Source organism: Mumia sp. zg.B17 (assembly GCF_019550915.1).
Classification (GTDB): Bacteria; Actinomycetota; Actinomycetes; order Propionibacteriales; family Nocardioidaceae; genus Mumia.
In genome coordinates, this window is the sequence record NZ_JAHWCI010000002.1 from 512,654 (window position 1) to 532,055 (window position 19,402).

Consider the following 19,402-nt stretch of genomic DNA (forward strand, 5'->3'; position numbering starts at 1 on the left):
ACGGACACGTCTCGTACCACCATGTTGTGATTCATTGTCGGGAGGGCATTAATGGCTGAACGCGCACTCCGGGGGGCGCGCCTCGGAACCCAGAGCTTCGAGGACGAGCGTGGCGTCGAGATGGCGCCGCGGCAGGACGTCGAGTACGTCCTCCCTGACGGTAAGACATTCACGATCACGATGGCCGACGACGCGGAGATCCCCGCCGAGTGGGAGGACCCGCGCACCGGAAAGATCGGTCGCCTCGTCGACGGCACCGAGCCCGAGCACAAGGACGTCAAGGCCCCGCGTACGCACTGGGACATGCTGCTCGAGCGGCGTTCGATCCCCGAGCTCGAGGAGATCCTGACCGAGCGCCTGGAGCTTCTGCGCGCCGGCGAGATCGGCCCGGCGCACCTGCACCGCCCGGCGAAGTCCAAGGCCAAGGCCAAGGCTCGCAAGCGTACGGCCTGACCGACAAGCTCCCGACCTGATCCCCCGGATCGCCTGGGTCGCACCGTCTCCCCCCATGGTGCGGCCCAGGCTTTTGTCTGTGCCCGGGCCTGCCGGCGTTTACGGGGTCGGCGGTGGGAAGGTCCGCTGCGGTGTGTTCGGCGCCGGAGCGGGTCGCGCTCGGCTGCCCGGCAGGTCGTCGTCCTCGATGACCTCGCCCTGGACCACCGTGCTCGACGCGTCCGCGGGACCGGTGCGGCCACCTCGGCTCGTTGGGCGGCCGAAGCGGTCCACGACCACCCAGGCGCCCTGGCTCTCGACCCATCGTCGTGTCCGGCTGCGCACGAGCCGACGGACCGGCGGCAGCATCAAGAGGAGCCCGGCGAGAGCGGTGAGGAATCCGGGTACGGCGAGGAGGATGCCGGAGAGCACGGTCAGCGCTCGCCCGTCCCCACCGGTCGGCACCGCACCCTCACGGGCGGCCTGACGCATCGCCTGCCAGCCACGACGCCCGGCCTCGCGCAGGACGAGCACCCCCACGACGGTGAGGGCGAGGAGCACGAGCAGCGTGGGGCCGACGCCGATCAGCCGGCTCACTCCCACCGCGACGGCGATCTCCGCCACGGGCAGCAGCAAGAACGCGGCTGCGATACCTCGACGCATCGACTTCCCCTCTCGCCCCGGGACGCTCAGAACTCTCGGTGCCTTACGACGAGCGTACGCGGCGCAGCCAACGGGTGCGGTCGTGCAGTCCCCAGCCCGTCACGCGCCAGAGCGCCTCACGGACGATCCCGCCGTCCATCTTTGACTCCCCCGCCACGCGCTCGACGAACGTGATCGGGACCTCGCGGACGTCGTACCCGGCACGGACCGAGCGCCGGGCCAGGTCGACCTGGAAGCAGTAGCCCTGCGACGCGATCTCGTCAGCCAGCAGGTCCTTGAGGACCGCGCCTCGGAACGCCCGGTATCCCCCCGTGGCGTCACGCAGCGGCAGACCGAGCGCCACGCGCGCATAGAGATTGCCGCCGCGTGAGAGCACCTCGCGCTGCTTGGGCCAGTTGACCACCGAACCCCCGTCGACCCAACGCGAGCCCAGGACGAGATCGGCACCGGCGTCGATCGCGTCGAGGAGACGATAGAGCTCCTCCGGCTGGTGGGAGCCGTCGGCGTCCATCTCGACGAGGACGTCGTACCCACGCTCGAGGCCCCACGCGAACCCTGCGAGGTAGGCCGCGCCGAGACCGTCCTTGGTGGTGCGGTGCATGACCTGGACCGAGGGGTCCGCGGCGGCCAACTGGTCGGCGAGATCACCGGTCCCGTCAGGCGAGCCGTCATCGACGACGAGCACGTCCGCGTCGGGCTGCGCGCCACGGACCCGCCCCACGATCGACTCGACGTTCTCCACCTCGTTGTAGGTGGGGATCACTACCAGGGACTTCACCGTCGACGTACCTTCCTTCGGATTCCGCTCAGCAGCACGAGGGCGACCGTGAGCGACGCGGCCGCCTCTATCCAGATGCCGAGCCGCGTGCCGGTCGTGACCGCCGTGGCGGCCTGGATCTCCTCGGCGAGATAGCCCGGCTCCTCCTGCGGCGCCGTCGCCTGAACCGTACCGTCTGGACGGATGAGACCGGAGATCCCGTTGGTCGACGGCACGGCGACGTACCGCCCCGACTCGATCGCGCGCAGCCGCGAGATCTGCCACTGCTGCTCGGGCTGGGAGGTTCCCGTGAAGGTCGCGTTGTTGGTCTGCACCACGAGCAGCTCCGCCCCGCCGAGCACCGCGCTGCGGGCCAGCCCGTCGAAGACCACGTCGAAGCACATCATCGTGCCGACGACGCTGTCGCCGATCGGGAGGGAGCCGGACTCGTCACCGGGGAGGATGTCGCGTGGGATCTCCTCCGCGAGGAGCGGCACCAGCCACTCGGAGAACCCCCGAAACGGCACGTACTCGCCCCAGGGGACGAGGTGCTGCTTGATGTAGCGGTCGCCGGGCCCGGTCACCGGGTCCCACACGAGGCCGGCGTTGTACGCCGTATCTTCTCGGGGTCCATCGAGGATGGCACCCACCAGGATCGGGGCGCCGACGTCACGCGCCGCACGGGTGATCGCCTCGCCCGCCGCCCGGTCCGTCGTCGGGTCGATGTCGGAGGCGTTCTCCGGCCACAGGACGAGGTCGGGCGGAGGGAGAGCGCCACTGCGCACCTGAGCCGCGTACGCCGACGTCACGCGGACGTGGTTCTCGAGGACCTGGCGCTGCTCGCCGTACCAGGACGCGCCGGTCCCGGGAACGTCACCCTGCACGATCGCCACCTGCATCGAACGACCGTCCCCGGCGATCCCGACGGGAAGCACGGCACCGACCGCGAAGACAGCGCCGACGGACACCGCGCCCAGAGCCAGCCGACGCACGCGTCCCGACTCGGCGCGCCAGCACGAGAACGCCCACACGGCCAGCGCCGCCGTCAGGAACACCGCTCCCGACAGTGCCGAGACCCCCAGCCAGCGCGCGATCGGCGCCAGCGGCGTGTCCACCGCGGCAAACGCCAGCCTCCCCCACGGGAAACCACCGAAGGGAAACAGGCTCCGCAGCATCTCCGCCGCCATCCACGCCAGCGCGCCGAGCACCGGCCAGGCTCGCAGGCGCGCCAGTGCCGCGAAGGCGGCACCGAACGCGCCGTAGAAGAGGCCTTCGAAGGCGGCGAGGGCGACGTACGCCCCGGGGATCTCGAAGACCAGCACCCAGGACAGCAGGACGAGGAGGAACGACGTCCCGAACGCCCAGCCCAACCACGCCCCCACGCCGACGCTCGCGCCACGAAGGGCGACCACCAGCAGGATCAGGCCTGGCCACACGGACCATGGCTGCGAGACCGGCGCGAAGCCGCACGACACGACCAGGCCGGCCGCCACAGCAAGGGCGGTGCGCCGGAACCAGGTCCGGTCGGCGAAGGAGAGAGCACGAGGCACAGGTCAACGCTACCGGGAGGTGCCACCGACGGAGCGGCGAGAGGGAGGTGACCGTGCGAGAAAGTGATCCGCCAGAGGCCCGGCGCCCTTCGGACCAGCAGAAGCTGTTGTCTAGTGGGCGCCAGGTGCCTCTGGCGTGAAGCCTCTCCCCGTGATACCGCCAGCATCCGAGAGGCGATCAGGTACGACAGTGCCCTCCCTGACCGCTCGTGTCAACACTCAGGCGACGCTCGAGGCCATCTCGTACGCGGTGCGTCCCGACACCACCGTGCGGACGCACCGCGCCTCGCCGGCGACGGCCGCCTCGGCCGCCTGCGCTCCCGTCGGGACCTCCCAGAACGCGAGATGTGCCGCCGCCCCCGGCTCGAGCCGGCCGGTGCCGTCGATGCGGGCGGCCCGCCATCCGCCGACGGTGTGCGCATGCACCGCCTGTGCGAGCGACAGCGCCTGCCCGCCCGCCTGCGGCCTCGTCGCCGCCGCGATGGCGTGCCACGGCGCTAGCGGGGTCACGGGGGCGTCGGAGCCGAAGGCGAGCGGGACGCCGATCGCGGCCATCGCCGCCAGCGGGTTCATCCCGTGCGAACGGTCCTTGCCGAGACGAGCGGCATACATCCCGTCCGACCCGCCCCACGCGGCGTCGAACGCCGGCTGGACGCTGGCGGTGACACCGAGCTGGGCGAGCAGCTCGAGGTCGGCCCCCGACGGCATCTCGAGATGCTCGACACGGTGACGCGCGGCGCGCAACGTATCGGTCCCGAGGACGTCCCGTGCGCGACGCAGACCCTCGACCAGGGTGGCCGACGCTCGATCGCCGATGACGTGGAAGCCCGCCTGGAGGCCGGCGCGCGTGCACCCGACGACGTGCTCGGCAACCTCGTCCGCCTCGAGGTACTGGTGGCCGATGGTGGACGGACGGTCGTCGTACGGCTCGTGCAGCGCAGCGGTGTGCGAGCCCAGGGAGCCGTCGATGTTGAGGTCTCCCGCCAGGCCCGCCACGTCGTACGCGCGCGCGTCCGCATAGGCGTCGCGCGAACCCCAGTAGGTCACCACGTGCGGCAGGACCTCGGACGCGGCCAGCGCACGCACCACGTTCACGTCCTCCAGCGGCGAGATGTGCGGGGCGGCGTTCTCGTGGACCGAGACGATGCCGGCTGCGGCCGCCGCACGCAGGGCCGTACCGATCGTCGCCGCACGGTGGGAGGGATCGGACAGCGTCGCCAGATGCTGGCGTACGAGGTGGTGGGCGTCTCGCTCGACCCGTCCGCCGGCGCTCCAGCCGTCAGCCTCTCGCAGGCCGTGGACCCTGCTGACCAGGGAGGCCGAGACGACGCCCGAGTGCCCGTCGACGCGTCCCAGGTAGACGGGACGCCCACCGGCGGCGCGGTCGAGGTCGGGACCGGTGAGCGTGCCGTCGGGCCAGGACGTGTCGTCCCACCCCTGACCGTGCACGACGACGTCGCCAGAGCGGGACGTGTGGACGCCCAGGCGTTCGAGCGCCTCGACCCGCGAGCGCGCTCCTGCGAGGTCCAGACCTCGCAGCGCGTGACCGGTCATCGCCAGATGGACGTGGGCGTCGACGAATCCGGGCGTCAGCAACGTCCCGTCGAGCGCTCGGACCTCGGTCGCACCGTCGACCCACGACGCGGCGTCGTGGTCGTCACCGATCCAGGCGATCGTCTCGCCCTCGACAGCCAGCGCGGCAGGACGGCGGCGGTCCAGGAGACTGACCCCGCGGTACAGAGTCCGGCCGCCACCCATCAACGCACCTCGGAGGCCCCGGGCCCGGTCGGTGTGTCGCCGTGGAGCGTGAGGTCGTGCTCGTCGGTGCGAAGGTCCAGCCAGAAGTAGACGTTGTCCCACCGCTGGTCGCCGATGGCGACGAAGTCGGGGATCCTGCCGTACTCCTGGAATCCGAGGCGCTCGTACAGCGCCATCGCCGCGTGGTTGTTGCCGCGTACGTCCAGGGTGAGGATCTCGATGCCCGACTTGCGGGCGTAGTCGATGAGCTCGCCGACCAGGCGTCGGCCGAGGCCGGCCCCCCGCGCACGGGACGAGACAGCGACGCGGCCGATGTCCGCGTGCGGCTGCTCGGTCTCGCCCATCCGGCGTGACCAGTACGCAAACCCGACGACACCGCCCTCGGCGTCCTCGGCGACAGCGAGGCAGGCGTCGTCGAGGTCGCTCTCCTGCACCAGGTCGCCGAGAAGGTCGCCGACGTCGGACCGGCTCGGTGGCTCCAGCCATCCGAGCGCGGCACCCTCCTCCACCAGCTCGGTGATCAAAGCGTGCAGCGAGTCCAGCAGCTCAGGCTCTGGGTCGGTGACACGTCGTACGGTGAAGGTGGCCAGGTCGGCCATACTAGGGTCAGCCTCCGATCGGGCGGTTCTCGTAGTAGGTGGACAAGACGATGGTGCTCCTGGTCGAGACGTTCGCCGCCGCCCGGATCTCGGCGAGCAGCCCTTCCAGGGCCACGGTGCTCGGCACCCTGACCTTGAGCACATAGCTCTCCTCCCCCGCGACCGAGTAGCACGCCTCGATGGCGTCGAGGTGCCGCAGCCGCTCTGGGGAGTCGTCAGGCTGGCTCGGGTCGATGGGACGGATGGAGATGAAGGCGCTGAGGCCCAGGCCGACCGCCGCCGGGTCGAGCTGGGCCTGGTAGCCACGCACCACTCCTCGCGCCTCGAGCCGCTTGACACGTTGGTGGACAGCACTGGTGGACAGGCCGGTGGCCCGTCCGAGGTCGGTGAAAGACATCCGGCCGTCAGCAGACAGTAGCCGGACGATTTGCGCGTCGGTATCCTCCACGTGCGACAGGATATCGACCGCGGCCCGGGAGGCGACGATCTGACCGGTGTCAGAGACGTCGTCTCTCACGTCAGTCGAGCACGACGAGGTCGCGGGTGGTGAGGTTGAGACGCTCGAGGCCGTCGTCGGTGGTCACGACGATGTCCTCGATACGGGCACCGTGACGACCCTCGAGATAGATCCCGGGCTCGATCGAGAACGCCATCCCCGGCTCGAGTGCGAGCTTGTTGCCGGAGACGATGTAGGGCTCCTCGTGGGTCTCGAGCCCGATCCCGTGGCCGGTGCGGTGGAGGAAGGCCTCGCCGTAGCCCGACTCCGCGATCACGTCGCGGCCGACCGCATCCACCGACTGCGCCGAGACGCCGGGGCGGGCGTACGCGCACTGCGCGTCCTGAGCTCGGCGGAGAACCTCGTAGTAGGCGAGGAAGTCCGCCGGTGCCGAGCCCCCGGCGACGTAGGTGCGGGTCGAGTCGGAGCAGTAGCCGGACGGCATCACTCCGCCGATGTCGACGACGACGGGGTCGCCGCGCTCGATGACGCGGTCAGAGACCTCGGCGTGGGGCGAGGCCCCGTTGGGTCCGGAACCGACGATCACGAACTCGACGCTCTCGTGGCCCTCGGCCAGGATGGCCTCGGCGATGTCCCGGCCCACCTCCCGCTCCGTGCGGCCGGGTCGAAGCCACTCCCCCATGCGCGTGTGGACCCGGTCGATCGCGGCGCCGGCTTCGCGGAGGGCCTCGATCTCGTCGGGCGTCTTGCGCGTCCGGAGCGGCCGCAGCACGCCGCCGGCGAGGACCTGGTCGGCGTCACCGAAGGCGAGGCCGAACGCAAAGACACGCTCGGCCCACATGTGGTCGTCCACGGCGACACGTCGGGCACCCTTCGCTGCTGCGTGGGCGGCGGCGTACGGGTCGTCGGTCTCCTCCCAGCCCACCAGGGCGATGCCGTGCTCCTCGACACCGGCCTCGACCGCCATCGCCACCTCGAGACGCGGAAGGACCAGGACCGGGTCGCCCTCGGTCGGCAGCACCAGGCAGGTCAGACGCTCGAGCGGCATCGCGGCGAACCCCGTGAGGTAGCGCAGGTCGGCACCGGGCGTGACCAGAAGAGCGTCGATTCCGGAGTCTTTCGCTGCCGCCCGGGCAGCGTCGAGCCGGCGAGAGATGTCGGTGGTCATGCCCTCGAGACTACCGGCGGCGCCCCGCGGGCCCTCAGGGCGCCGTCAGGGCAGCTACGGCCCGCTCGGCCGGACGGCCGAGACCCCAGGCCTCCGCCAGCTCCGCCATCTCGCGGATCTGCTCGGTCGTCACGGGCCGGAGCGTCAGGTCGACATCGAGCGGCAGGTCACGGACCACCTCGACGACTCGAGGCGCGACCGCGAGATAGTCCGCGGCCGCCAGGAGGTTCTTACGAGCCCGCGGGGCCATCTGGACGTGCCGGTCCGCGGCAGCCTCCACGATGCCCGCCAGGTCACCATGGGCGGCGAGGAGGGTCGCGGCCGTCTTCTCGCCGATCCCGGCCACACCGGGCAGACCGTCGGACGGGTCGCCGCGCAGCACCGCGAAGTCGGCGTACTGGGCCGGCTCGATGCCGTACCGGTGGCGGATCCACGCTGCGTCGACCGACTCCAGCTTGCTCATCCCCTTGGCCGGGTAGAGGACGCGCACGCCACGGGCGTCGTCGACGAGCTGGAACAGGTCGCGGTCACCCGTCACCACGTCGACGGGGCCGTCCCAGGTGGTCGCGAGGGTGCCGATGACATCGTCGGCCTCGTAGCCGTCGGCACCGACGACGGGGATGCCGAGGATCTGGAGGGCTCGGGCGATCACCGGCACCTGGACGTCGAGGAGGTCGGGCGTCTCCTCCACGTCGGGGGCCGACGCCTGGGCCTCCTCGACCCGGTGTCCCTTGTAGGACGGGATGAGCTCGACGCGCCACGCCGGCCGCCAGTCGTTGTCCCAGCACGCGGCCATCGCATCCGGCTCGAGCGAGTCGACCAACGTCGCGACGAAGTCGAGCATCCCTCGTACGGCGTTGACGGGCGTGCCGTCGGGCGACCTGAGGGTGTCGGGCATCCCGAAGAACGCCCGGAAGTAGAGGGAGGCCGAGTCGAGCAGGAGCAGCTTCTGCTGGGACATACCCGCACCGTAGCGGGCGGCGGCGACGGATCGCCTCACGACGTACGACAGACAGCGCCAGGTGGCGGGCCTTCTCGTACGCTGAGGCGATGATCGCAGCGTTCAGCATCAGCCCGGCGACCGCCGACGACGCCGGCGGCGTGGGGGAAGCCGTTGCACGGGCCGTCGCCGTCGTCCGCGCGAGCGGCCTGCCTCACGAGACCAACGCCATGTTCACCAACATCGAGGGCGAGTGGGACGAGGTGATGGACGTCGTCAGGCGTGCCGTCGAGGCCGTGGCCGACGTCTCGCCACGGGTGTCGCTGGTGCTCAAGGCCGACATCCGTCCGGGACGTACGGGACAGCTCTCCGAGAAGGTCCAGCGGATCGACGAGCTTCTCGGCGAGGAGTGACCCGCGAGCCCCCGAGAGTGACCCGCGAGCGGTCCAGGAGTGACCCGCGAGCGCCCGAGAGTGACCCGCGGGGCTACTCGGAGACGGAGGAGTAGGCGATCACGCCGCGGCGCAGCAGGTCTGCGGCTGCCCGCGCCTTCTTGCGCAGCGCGTCGTCGGTGGCCGCCGCGGCAACCTGCTCGATGACGTCGAGGAGCTGCTTGATCGCGCGGACGAAGTCGCCGGCGGCCACGTCGTTGGACTCCAGGACGACGTCGAGGTCGTAGCCCGACGCCCACTGCCAGGCCGTCCAGGCGAAACCGAAGTCGGGACGCCGCAGGAACGACAGCCGGTGCGTGCGCTCCACCTGCTCCAGCTCGGCCCAGGTGCGCGCCATCTCGTCGGCGACGATCGCCGCGGTCCCGCGCGGGAACCGTGGCGGGCCGTCCCCCTCGGGGTTGCGTGACTCGTACGTGAGCCCGCTGAGCACCGCGGCGAGCTCGGCAGGATCCAGGTCGTCCCACGTGCCGCGCCGCAAGCACTCCCCTGCGAGCAGGTCGAGCTCGGAGTAGAGACGCTGCAGGCGCCGGCCGTCCGGGGTCACGGTGTCGCCGTCGAGGTAGCCGAGCTCGTCCAGGACCTCGCACACCCGGTCGAACTGCCGAGCGACGGTGTTCGTCCGCTGCTCGATCCGCCGGCGCTGGTTGGCGGTGTCGCGCTCCAGGCGGAACCACCGCTCGGCCCAGCGGGCATGGTCCTCGCGGTCGGGGCACTGGTGGCACGGGTGATGCTTGAGCGTGTCGCGGAGCTCGTCGATCTCGGGATCGTGCACCGGGGCGCCCTTGCTCCGGCGAGCACTCGGCAGATCGAGGTCGCGCGTCTTCTGCCGCAACGTCGACGCGAGATCGCGTCGCTGCTGCGGGTTGCGGGCGTTGAAGGTCCGCGGGACCTGCATCCTACGGACGGGGGTGATGGGCGACGGGAAGTCGACCAGCCCGAGCCGGCGCGCGTGCCGGTCGTCGGTGAGCACGAACGGACGGGGAGCGCTGCGGTCCTGGGTGCCGGGGTCGAGGATCACGGCCCAGCCTGCCCACCGCCCGGCGGGCACCGCGATCACGTCGCCGGGGCGGAGCCGTGCCAGCGAGGCGGCGACATCGTCGGCGTGCTCGGAGCGTCGCTTGCGGGACGCGTTCTGCTCGAGGTCCTTGATGCGGCGGCGCAGCGCGGCATACTCCATGAAGTCACCCCTGGAGCAGGTCGCCGCCTCGGCGTACCCCGCGAGTGCCTCCTCCGCCTTGTGGACCTGGCGCGCGAGCCCGACCACCTGTCGGTCGGCCTGGAACTGCGCGAACGACTGCTCGAGCATCTGCCGCGCGGTCGCACGACCGACCTGGTGGACCAGGTTGACGGCCATGTTGTACGACGGGTGGAAGGACGACCGGAGCGGATAGGTGCGCGTCGACGCGAGGCCCGCGACGTGCTTGGGATCCAGACCCGGCTGCCAGAGCACGACCCCGTGCCCCTCGACGTCGATGCCTCGACGTCCGGCGCGACCCGTGAGCTGCGTGTACTCCCCCGGCGTGATCTCGGCGTGCGTCTCGCCGTTCCACTTCGTCATGCGCTCGATGACGACCGAACGGGCGGGCATGTTGATGCCCAGCGCCAGCGTCTCGGTGGCGAAAACCGCCTTGACGAGGCCCTGGCTGAAGAGGTGCTCGACGACCTCCTTGAAGGTCGGCAGCATGCCCGCGTGGTGGGCGGCGATGCCGCGGGCGAGCCCTTCGACGAAGTCGGCGTAGCCCAGGACCTCCAGGTCGGCCGGCGGGAGGTTGTCCGTCGCGGACTCGACGTAGGCGCGGATCTCGCGCTCCTCGGCCGGTGAGGTGAGCCGCAGGTTCGTCGACAGGCACTGTTCGACGGCGGCCTGGCACCCGGCGCGGCTGAAGATGAAGGTGATCGCCGGGAGCAGCCCCGCCGCGTCCAGGCGGTCGAGGACGTCGACCCTGTTCGGCGTGTAGTTGCGGGAGCGGTGGCGGTGGGCGCCGTACGACTGGCCTCGCTTGCCACGCTTCCCCGGCCCGCCACCGGCGCGTCCGACCTGACGCATCCGCCACTCGTCGCGGGCGATCCGTTCGAGCTCGGTGTTGACCTGCGCACCCTCGGCAGGGTCACCCTCGAACAGGTCGTACAAGCGCCGGCCGACGAGGACGTGCTGATAGAGCGGGACCGGGCGACGCTCGGAGACCACGGTCACGGTGTCGCCGCGCACCTCGCTGAGCCAGTCACCGAACTCCTCGGCGTTGGAGACCGTCGCCGACAGCGACGCGACCTGCACGGACTCCGGGAGGTGGATGATGACCTCCTCCCAGACCGCACCGCGGAAGCGGTCGGCGAGGTAGTGCACCTCGTCCATGACCACGTAGCCGAGACCCTCCAGCGTCCGGGAGCCGGCGTAGAGCATGTTGCGCAGCACCTCGGTCGTCATGATGACGATCGGCGCCTCGCCGTTGATCGTGTTGTCGCCGGTCAGCAGCCCTACCCGGTCGGCACCGTAGCGCTCGACCAGGTCGTGGAACTTCTGGTTCGACAGCGCCTTGATGGGCGTCGTGTAGAAGCACTTGCGGCCCGTGGCCAGCGCGAGATGGACCGCGAACTCACCCACGATGGTCTTGCCGGACCCGGTCGGAGCGGCGACGAGGACTCCGTGGCCGTTCTCCAACGCTTCGCAGGCCTCGACCTGGAACGGATCCAGATCGAACGCGTACAGACTGGCGAACTCAGCAAGGAGAGGTTTGGCCTGCGCAGCCCGGAACTGGGCATATCGCTCCGCCGGTGAGGTCATACCTCCAGCCTACGGGGCGCTCCTCGGATCGTCGGGAGCGTCGAGGTCGCTCGGGCGCTCGTCCTCGAGGCGGTGCTCGACGGTGATGTCGGACATCTCGTCGTCGGAGACGGCGAGGCCCTCCGCGACGGCACGCTTGGCCCTCCGGCGGTCGGTGAGGTGCGCGATCCCCTCCGCGATCAGGAAGAGCACCGTCATCGGCAGCGCAAGGACCACCATCGTCAGCGGGTCTGTCGACGGGGTCGCGATCGCGGCGAAGACGAACGTCGCCACGATGATCCAGGAGCGGGCCCCGGCCAGCTGACGGCCGGACACCGCTCCCATGCCGTTGAGGAGCACGACGAACAGCGGGATCTCGAACGCCACCGAGAACACCAGCAGGATGCGCAGCACGAAGCTGAGATAGTCCGGGAGCGCATTGAAGTTGGAGGCGAAGTCGGGCGTGAAGCCCATGAGGAGCTCGATGCCCTTGGGCAGCACCAGGTATCCGGTGACGAATCCGATGATGAACAGCGGACCGGCGATCGCACAGAAGAGGATCGTCCAGCGCCGCTCGTTGCGGTGCAGGGCGGGCACGATGAACGCCCAGATCTGGTAGAGCCAGACCGGGCTGGAGACGACGAGCCCTGCGACGAGCGAGATCTTGAGCGCGAAGGTGAACGGGTCCGCGATCCCCGAGAACGTCAGGGCCTCGTTGATGTCGCGGCCGTTCTCCTCCAGCGTCTCGACGGCCTCGAAGTACGGGACGGTCAGGAAGTCGAGCAGCTGGTCGTAGAAGAACGCCGCGACGACCGTGCCTGCGACGATCGCCAGGACGGCCCTGAGGAGACGGTCACGCAGCTCACGCAGGTGCTCTGCCAAAGGCATCGTGCCGTCGGGGGCAGCGGCCGGTTCGGACCGCTTGCCCCTCGAGATGAGCGCCACGGGTCAGATCAGGGCGTCTCAGGACGCTTGTCGTACGTGGTCGCCGGGCGAGTCGGCTGCACCACGTCGGACGGCAGCGCGGCAGTCCTCTCCACGACAGGCTTCTCCACCACGGGCTTCTCGACGACGGGCTTGTCGTCGTCGTCGTCCATCAGGCCCTTGGTCTCGGACTTGAAGATCCGCAGCGCGCGCCCGGATCCCCGAGCAAGCTCCGGGAGCTTCTTGGCGCCGAACAGCAGGACCAGGACGGCCAGGATGAGGACGATCTCCATCGGGCCGATCTGCTTGAACATAAGGACCTCACGATTCCGTGCGTCGGTGCGCAGGGCGCTCCGTTGCGCCTTCACTGGCATCGTACGCCGCCGAGGAAGGACTCGTCTCCCCTCACACGCATCTGGGGCCCGCGAAACGAAGCGCTCAGGAATGGTCGGTCGACCGGTCGTACTCCGCCAGGGAGGCGGTGGTCTCCGCGATGACCTGCTCCGCGAGGCGTCGCGGCTCGACGACCCGCACGTTGCCCGCCGACCGCAGGACGAACCGCTTGAGCCACGCCTCGTCGCCGGTGACCACCTTGATCAGCAGCCACCCGTGGTCGTCCGTCCCGATCTCGGCGTGATCGACGTAGTCGCGGACCCACAGCGCGTTGGGGTGGAGCGCGACGATCGCCTCCGCGTCCCCTTCGTGAGGCTCGAACAGGTGGGTCGTGTAGTCCCGGCGTTCGACGCCCTCGTGCTCGGCGACAGCGGTGTCGAGGACCTCGATGCCTTCGACCCGGTCGAGTCGGAACAGCCGGACGCCGTCGGCGCGGTGGCACCACCCCTCCAGATAGAGCCTGCCCTCGGCGGTGATCAGACGCAGCGGGTCGACGTCGCGCTCGGTGAGCTCGTCGCGCGACTCCACGCGATAGACGAGGTGGATCCGGCGGCCTCGCGCCAGCGCGTCGGCAACGCGCTCGTGGGCGGCGGACTGCGCGTCGTCGACCAGGACCTCCGCGGCGTCCACGCCGTGCTCGGAGTCGCCGGTGGCAGCGAGCAGCTTGGCCAGTGCGGACTCGATCGCGGGCTGGTCCTGGCCACCGGCGGTCTCGCGCAGGGCGCGCAGAGCGGTGATGAGCGACGCGGCCTCGTAGCCGTTGAGCCGCAGCGGACGCCCGAGGAAGTCGGCGTTGTCGAGATAGACGACGCCGTCGACCTCGAGGGCGTCCATGTCGATGTCGATCATCTCGCCGGTCACCGCCTCGGGGAGGCCGCAGAACCACAAGACGTTGAGGTCCTTGACGATCTGCGCCCGAGGCACTCCGAAGACCTCGGCCACCTCCGCCACCGGCACGCCGTCGTTGGTGCGCAGGTACGGGACGAGCGCGAGCATGCGCTCGATCTGCTTCGCCGACGGGCTCACAGGTGTGCCACCTCCAGGACGCGGGCGAGTCGGGTCCGCACCTCGGCGCGCAGCTCAGGCGGCGAGACGGCCACCGCGTCAGCGCCGTACGAGGCGATCTCGGTCGCCAGCTCACCCACCGAGCCGTACGGCAGCTCGATCTGGTCCCATCCGTCCTCGGTGGGCTCCTGGGCCGTGGCCCGGCGACGCAGGCCGAGACCGCGACCCTTGCGGACCCGGACCACCGCGTCGGCGGTCGGTGGCGCGGGGAACAGCGATGCGGCGATCTCCCGGACGTCGGCGTCGTCGGGGACGTCGAACTCACGGGGAGAGCCCGCGGCTCGGACGTCGCCCACCACCCGGCTGAGCCGGAAGAGACGCTGGTCGGCGCGCTCGCGGTCGTAGCCGACGAGGTACCAGCGGCCGTGCCAGGAGACGAGCCGCCACGGCTCGACGACCCGCTGAGCCTGCGCACCGTCGGCCCGCTCGTAGAGGAACGTCACGGGCGTACGGCTGACGACTGCCTCCCAGATCGGCTCGAAGGCCGGCTCGCTCGCTGCAAGCCGGGGCTCGACGCCCGAGAGAGCCTCAGGATCGACGGGCACACCGGCGGCAAGGAGCTTGCGCAGCGCCACCGCCGTCGCCTCGCCGAGGCGTGCACTCTGCCAGACCCGGGCCGCGACGCCGAGCACCGCGGCCTCCGACGGCTCGAGGTCGATCGGCGGGAGCTCGAACTCCTCACGCCGGATCCGGTAGCCGGGCTCGACCCCGTGGTACGACTCGGTCTCGCCGACCTCGATCGTGATCCCGATCGTCCGCAGGGAATCCTTGTCGCGCTCGAACATGCGGTCGAACGCGGTGTCGGACTGCCCCCGGTAGGGCTCGATGACCTCGCGGATGCGGGACTTCGGGAGATAGGTCGGTGTCACCAGGAGGGCGATGAGGAGATTCATCAGCCGCTCGGTCGTGCGTGGTGCCACCAGGTGCTCCTCGTCGGGTCGGACCAGCAGGTCAGCCAACAAACTACATCGTCCGACCCGACGCGGTGGAGCGCCGCGGCGAGGTTACGGCGCCGGGGCCGGGGCCGGGGTCGCAGGCGCCGGCTTGCCCTTCTTGACGAGGTCGACCACGAAGATGAGCGAGTCACCACCGCTGATCCCGCCCTGAGGGTTGCCCGTAGAGCCGTAGCCGTCGGTGTACGGCATGGTGACCAGCACGCGGCTGCCGTACTTCTGGCCGACGAGGCCGGTGATGAAGCCCGGGATCATCTGCCCCGGTGCCAGCTGGAAGTCGACCGTGTCGCCGCGCTTGTACGAGCTGTCGAAGGTCTTGCCGTCGCGCCCGTTGACGCCGAGGTAGCGGACGGTGACGGTGTCGTTCTCCTTGACGGTCGCGGCCTTCTTGCTCTTGGCCGGGATGACGACCTTGGACTCGGTCTTGGCCACGACGAGCGGCTTCTTCGCGAGGGTCACGGTGGGCTGCTTGCCCCAGGCGCCCGTGACCTTCACGTCGGCGATGGACCCGTTGGGCTTGGGCGCCTCCCACTTGGAGAGGACGTCGGCGACGACCAGGAGCGTCTCGTCCCCCTGCTCGGTGCCCTTCTCGGCGCCGAGGTCTTCGCCGGTCACACCGACCAGGACGCGCGTGCCGAACGGCTTGCCGATCACGGCGGGAGAGATGATCTTGTCCTGCTCCTTGCTCATCGGGGTCGCCCCTGTGGCGTCGCCCTTGAACGTGTTGCTGGCCTCCTTGCCGTCCTTGGCCTGCACGAGCACGTACTTCATGACGACCTCGTCGCCGTCGGCGACCTTCGCCCCGTCTCCCTCGGTGATGACCCGGGTGGTGACCTTGTCGACCTTCACGCCCTTGGCGTTCTCGATCTTCGGGGCCTCACCGACCTTGCCGGTGACCTTGACCGCGTCGAGAGAACCGGCGTCCGCGTCGTCGTCACCTCCCCCGCCACAGGCGGCTGTGAGGACGAGTACGGGAGCGATGAGAACGGCTGCTAGGCGGCGCACGCGGCGGCGACCTTTCACTGGGGAGCGGGACAACGTCGACAACGGTAGCCGACGAACCTCAAAATTAGATGAGGGAGCCTGAGAACGCTGGTCACATCCCGTCGATGAGCTTCTGGACGCGCTCGTCGTGGGATCGGAACGGATCCTTGCAGAGCACGGTCCGCTGGGCCTGGTCGTTGAGCTTGAGGTGCACCCAGTCCACCGTGAAGTCACGCCGGCGTTCCTGCGCGCGCTTGATGAACTCCCCGCGCAGCCGGGCGCGCGTCGACTGCGGCGGCTTGGACTTCGCCTCGAAGATCGACAGGTCGTCGGTGACCCGGGCGACCGCGCCCTGGCGTTCGAGCAGGTAGTAGAGACCCCGGTCGCGCAGGATGTCGTGGTAGGCCAGGTCCATCTGAGCGATGCGCGGGTGGCTCCAGGTCAGGTCGTTCTTCTCGCGGTAGCGGTCGAGCAGGCGGTACTTGATGACCCAGTCGATCTCGCGCTCGACGAGCGAGAGGTCCTCGGACTCCACCGCCTTGAGGGTCCGCTCCCAGAGCTCGAGCGCCCGCGCGGCCACCGGGTCGTCCGGGTCGTGCCGGTCGACGAACGCGCGAGCCTTGCCGAGGTATTCCGCCTGGATCTCCAACGCCGACAGCTCGCGCCCGTTGGCCAGCGAGACCTTGCGCCGACCCGTCATGTCGTGGGAGATCTCGCGGATCGCGCGGATGGGGTTGTCGAGCGTCAGGTCGCGCATCGGGATGCCCGCCTCGATCATGCGCAGCACGAGGTGGGTCGTCGCCACCTTGAGCAGCATGGTGGTCTCGCTCATGTTGGAGTCGCCGACGATCACGTGGAGCCGGCGATAGCGCTCGGCGTCGGCGTGCGGCTCGTCGCGGGTGTTGATGATCGGTCGCGACCGCGTGGTCGCCGACGACACGCCCTCCCAGATGTGCTCCGCGCGCTGCGACACCGAGAACATCGCCCCTCGTGGCGTCTGCTGGACCTTGCCGGCCCCGCAGATGATCTGTCGCGAGACGAGGAACGGGATCAGGATGTCCGCGATCCGGCTGAACTCGCCGTCGCGCGAGACGAGGTAGTTCTCGTGACACCCGTAGGAGTTGCCGGCCGAGTCGGTGTTGTTCTTGAAGAGATAGATGTCGCCGAGGATCCCGTCCTCGCGCAACCGCGTCTGGGCGTCGAGGAGGAGGCCCTCGAGCACCCGCTCCCCCGCCTTGTCGTGGGTGACGAGCTCGACGATGTCGTCGCACTCCGGCGTCGCGTACTCCGGGTGGCTGCCGACGTCGAGGTAGAGGCGCGCTCCGTTGCGCAGGAACACATTGCTGCTGCGGCCCCAGGAGACGACCCGGCGGAAGAGATAGCGGGCCACCTCGTCGGGCGACAGGCGTCGTTGTCCGCGGAACGTGCACGTGACGCCGTACTCGTTCTCGATGCCGAAGATCCGTCGCTCCACGCCTCCACCCTATGCCGGAAACGGTCGGCGCACTCTGTGCTTCGCGGCGGCCTCGCCGGGCAAATTCCGGTCGAGTTCCGTCGGCGGCGTGTGGGACGCTGGAGTGGTGTTCCTAAGAGGAACACGTTGGCGTGCGCAACGACACGAGGTGGGAGACATGGCCAGCGGAATCGCGATCGAGACGCATGAGCTCGTGAAGACGTACGGGGACAAACCGGCGGTGGACGGCATCAACCTCCGTGTGCCCGAGGGCGGCGTCTACGGCTTCCTGGGACCCAACGGAGCCGGCAAGACCACGACGATCCAGATCCTCGCGACTCTCCTGCGTCCTGACGGCGGGTCGGCACGCGTGCTGGGCCACGACGTGGTCTCAGAAGCCGACGCCGTACGCAGCGTGGTGAGCCTGACCGGCCAGTACTCGTCGGTCGACGAGGACCTCACCGGCCGCGAGAACCTTCAGCTCCTCGGCCGCATCCTCGGGTTCTCCCGGGCGCAGGCACGGAGCCGGTGCGACGACCTCCTGGAGGCCTTCGGGCTGACCGACGCCGCCAACCGCCAGGTCAAGCGCTACTCCGGCGGCATGCGACGCCGGCTCGACATCGCCGCGAGCATCGTGGTCACCCCGCAGATCCTCTTCCTCGACGAGCCGACGACCGGGCTCGACCCCCGCAGCCGGATCCAGGTGTGGGACATCGTCCGGTCGCTGACGGCACGCGGTACGACCGTGCTGCTGACCACGCAATACCTCGACGAGGCCGACCAGCTCGCCGGGCGTATCGCCGTGATCGACACCGGCAAGGTCATCGCGGAGGGCACCAGCAGCCAGCTCAAGTCCGAGGTCGGCTCCGGGGCGCTCCACGTCCACCTCCACGATCCCGCCGACCGGCCGCGGGCGATCGACGTGCTCACGCGCGCCCTCGGCGACGAGGTCGTCCCAGGAGCCGACGCCGCCGATGTCACCGGCCGGGTGGACGACCGCACCAAGGTCCCCGCCGCGCTCGCCACCCTCGCCGCCGACGGCGTCGAGCTTGCCGGCTTCAGCTACGGGCAGCCGACCCTCGACGAGGTGTTCCTCGCCCTCACCGGCCATCCGGCCGAGGAGACGGCGCCCTCGGACGCAGACACCGAAGGAGCGATGGCATGACGACCACGACGGCGGGCACCACCGACTCCCAGATCGTGCCCGCCAAGCTCGACGCCGTTCTCGCCTCCGGGCCCCGCCCTCCGCGGGCCGGCGCGGTGACGACGTCGCTGGCGTTCGGCTGGCGGGCGATCCTGCGCATCAAGCACGTGCCGGAGCAGCTGTTCGACGTGACGCTGTTCCCGATCATCTCCGTCCTGATGTTCACCTATCTGTTCGGCGGGGCGATCGCGGGCTCGACCAGCACCTATCTCCAGTTCCTGCTGCCGGGCATCCTGGTCCAGACGGTCGTGATGATCACGATGTACACCGGCGTCGCGATCAACACCGACATCGAGAAGGGCGTCTTCGACCGGATCCGGACCCTGCCGATCTGGCGCCCCTCAGCCCTGGTCGGAGCACTCCTCGGCGACGCCGTCCGCTACACGCTCGCGTCGTTGTTCGTCGTCGCGCTCGGGCTGATCCTGGGCTACCGCCCCGGCGGCGGAGCGATCGGCGTCGTCGCCGGCATCGCGGTGCTGATGGTGTTCTGCTTCGCGTTCAGCTGGATCTGGACGTGGGTCGGGCTCCTGGCCCGCAGCCCGCAGTCGGTGATGGGGATCAGCATGATGGTGCTGTTCCCGCTGGCGTTCCTGAGTCCCGTGTTCGTCGATCCGTCGACGATGCCCAACTGGCTGCAGGCGTTCGTCGAGGTCAATCCGATCTCGCACGCCGTCTACGCCGTGCGCGGACTGATGTCGGGCGACGCGGTCGGCGACGAGGTGATGTGGACCTTCGCCGCGGCTGCCGTGATCGTCCTGATCTTCGCGCCGCTCACGATGCGGGCGTACGGCCGCCGCCGCTGACCTCGCAGCTGTCGTCGGGCGGGGGGGCCCCCCCCGCCCCCGGCGGCCAAGGGGGGGGGGGGCGGCCCCGGGGCCGGCGCGGCCGG

Annotated in this window: 19 protein-coding genes; 4 read left to right on the forward strand and 15 right to left on the reverse strand. The window is 70.1% G+C overall.

The window, feature by feature from the left end:
• Positions 1 to 51: 51 nt before the first annotated feature.
• Positions 52 to 453 (forward strand): RNA polymerase-binding protein RbpA, encoded by a 402-nt coding sequence (locus KV097_RS03855; protein ID WP_220341709.1) that lies wholly within the window; start codon positions 52 to 54, stop codon positions 451 to 453.
• Positions 454 to 552: 99 nt separating this feature from the next.
• Here KV097_RS03855 and KV097_RS03860 read toward each other — a convergent pair whose 3' ends face one another.
• From KV097_RS03860 to KV097_RS03895, 8 genes are all read right to left on the reverse strand, one after another.
• Positions 553 to 1,095, reverse strand: a complete 543-nt coding sequence (locus tag KV097_RS03860; protein WP_220341708.1) for an FxsA family protein — start codon at positions 1,093 to 1,095, stop codon at positions 553 to 555.
• 43 nt (positions 1,096 to 1,138) lie between these two features.
• Positions 1,139 to 1,873 carry a polyprenol monophosphomannose synthase gene (locus KV097_RS03865; RefSeq protein WP_308289327.1) on the reverse strand — a complete coding sequence of 245 codons (735 nt, stop codon included), beginning with the start codon at positions 1,871 to 1,873 and terminating at the stop codon, positions 1,139 to 1,141.
• A complete protein-coding gene (lnt, locus tag KV097_RS03870; protein ID WP_220365120.1) occupies positions 1,870 to 3,402 on the reverse strand; it encodes an apolipoprotein N-acyltransferase in 1,533 nt (510 codons plus the stop codon). The genes KV097_RS03865 and lnt overlap by 4 nt, the downstream gene beginning before the upstream one ends.
• A 219-nt stretch (positions 3,403 to 3,621) precedes the next feature.
• A complete protein-coding gene (locus KV097_RS03875) occupies positions 3,622 to 5,160 on the reverse strand; it encodes an amidohydrolase (protein WP_220365121.1) in 1,539 nt (512 codons plus the stop codon).
• A complete protein-coding gene (locus tag KV097_RS03880) occupies positions 5,160 to 5,759 on the reverse strand; it encodes a GNAT family N-acetyltransferase (protein WP_220341705.1) in 600 nt (199 codons plus the stop codon). Before KV097_RS03880 ends, KV097_RS03875 begins: the two co-directional genes overlap by 1 nt.
• A gap of 7 nt (positions 5,760 to 5,766) precedes the next feature.
• A complete protein-coding gene (locus tag KV097_RS03885) occupies positions 5,767 to 6,207 on the reverse strand; it encodes an Lrp/AsnC family transcriptional regulator (protein ID WP_220341704.1) in 441 nt (146 codons plus the stop codon).
• A gap of 70 nt (positions 6,208 to 6,277) precedes the next feature.
• Complete coding sequence (locus KV097_RS03890; protein WP_220345108.1) at positions 6,278 to 7,384, reverse strand: Xaa-Pro peptidase family protein; 1,107 nt, start codon at positions 7,382 to 7,384, stop codon at positions 6,278 to 6,280.
• Between the two features lie 34 nt (positions 7,385 to 7,418).
• On the reverse strand, positions 7,419 to 8,345 hold the full coding sequence (locus tag KV097_RS03895; RefSeq protein WP_220341702.1) for a 5'-3' exonuclease: 927 nt from the start codon (positions 8,343 to 8,345) through the stop codon (positions 7,419 to 7,421).
• Positions 8,346 to 8,434: 89 nt separating this feature from the next.
• On the opposite strand from KV097_RS03895, the gene KV097_RS03900 reads away from it, so the two are divergent.
• Complete coding sequence (locus KV097_RS03900) at positions 8,435 to 8,737, forward strand: thiamine-binding protein (protein ID WP_220341701.1); 303 nt, start codon at positions 8,435 to 8,437, stop codon at positions 8,735 to 8,737.
• A 73-nt stretch (positions 8,738 to 8,810) separates the two neighbouring features.
• Here the strand turns inward: KV097_RS03900 and KV097_RS03905 are convergent, their stop codons facing one another.
• From KV097_RS03905 to pafA, 7 genes are all read right to left on the reverse strand, one after another.
• A complete protein-coding gene (locus tag KV097_RS03905; RefSeq protein ID WP_220365122.1) occupies positions 8,811 to 11,558 on the reverse strand; it encodes an RNA helicase in 2,748 nt (915 codons plus the stop codon).
• Between the two features lie 9 nt (positions 11,559 to 11,567).
• Entirely contained in the window at positions 11,568 to 12,425 is an 858-nt protein-coding gene (tatC, locus tag KV097_RS03910; RefSeq protein WP_220342502.1) for a twin-arginine translocase subunit TatC, read from the reverse strand.
• Between the two features lie 65 nt (positions 12,426 to 12,490).
• A complete protein-coding gene (gene tatA / locus KV097_RS03915) occupies positions 12,491 to 12,775 on the reverse strand; it encodes a Sec-independent protein translocase subunit TatA (protein WP_220345105.1) in 285 nt (94 codons plus the stop codon).
• A gap of 124 nt (positions 12,776 to 12,899) precedes the next feature.
• A complete protein-coding gene (locus KV097_RS03920; protein ID WP_220365123.1) occupies positions 12,900 to 13,880 on the reverse strand; it encodes a YafY family protein in 981 nt (326 codons plus the stop codon).
• Positions 13,877 to 14,878 carry a YafY family protein gene (locus tag KV097_RS03925; protein WP_255559073.1) on the reverse strand — a complete coding sequence of 334 codons (1,002 nt, stop codon included), beginning with the start codon at positions 14,876 to 14,878 and terminating at the stop codon, positions 13,877 to 13,879. The genes KV097_RS03920 and KV097_RS03925 overlap by 4 nt, the downstream gene beginning before the upstream one ends.
• A gap of 45 nt (positions 14,879 to 14,923) precedes the next feature.
• Positions 14,924 to 15,877, reverse strand: a complete 954-nt coding sequence (locus KV097_RS03930) for an FKBP-type peptidyl-prolyl cis-trans isomerase (RefSeq protein ID WP_220341696.1) — start codon at positions 15,875 to 15,877, stop codon at positions 14,924 to 14,926.
• Positions 15,878 to 15,968: 91 nt separating this feature from the next.
• Positions 15,969 to 17,330 carry a Pup--protein ligase gene (gene pafA / locus KV097_RS03935; RefSeq protein WP_220341695.1) on the reverse strand — a complete coding sequence of 454 codons (1,362 nt, stop codon included), beginning with the start codon at positions 17,328 to 17,330 and terminating at the stop codon, positions 15,969 to 15,971.
• Between the two features lie 157 nt (positions 17,331 to 17,487).
• On the opposite strand from pafA, the gene KV097_RS03940 reads away from it, so the two are divergent.
• Positions 17,488 to 18,474 (forward strand): ATP-binding cassette domain-containing protein, encoded by a 987-nt coding sequence (locus tag KV097_RS03940; protein WP_220341694.1) that lies wholly within the window; start codon positions 17,488 to 17,490, stop codon positions 18,472 to 18,474.
• Entirely contained in the window at positions 18,471 to 19,316 is an 846-nt protein-coding gene (locus tag KV097_RS03945) for an ABC transporter permease (RefSeq protein ID WP_220365124.1), read from the forward strand. The genes KV097_RS03940 and KV097_RS03945 overlap by 4 nt, the downstream gene beginning before the upstream one ends.
• Positions 19,317 to 19,402: the final 86 nt, after the last annotated feature.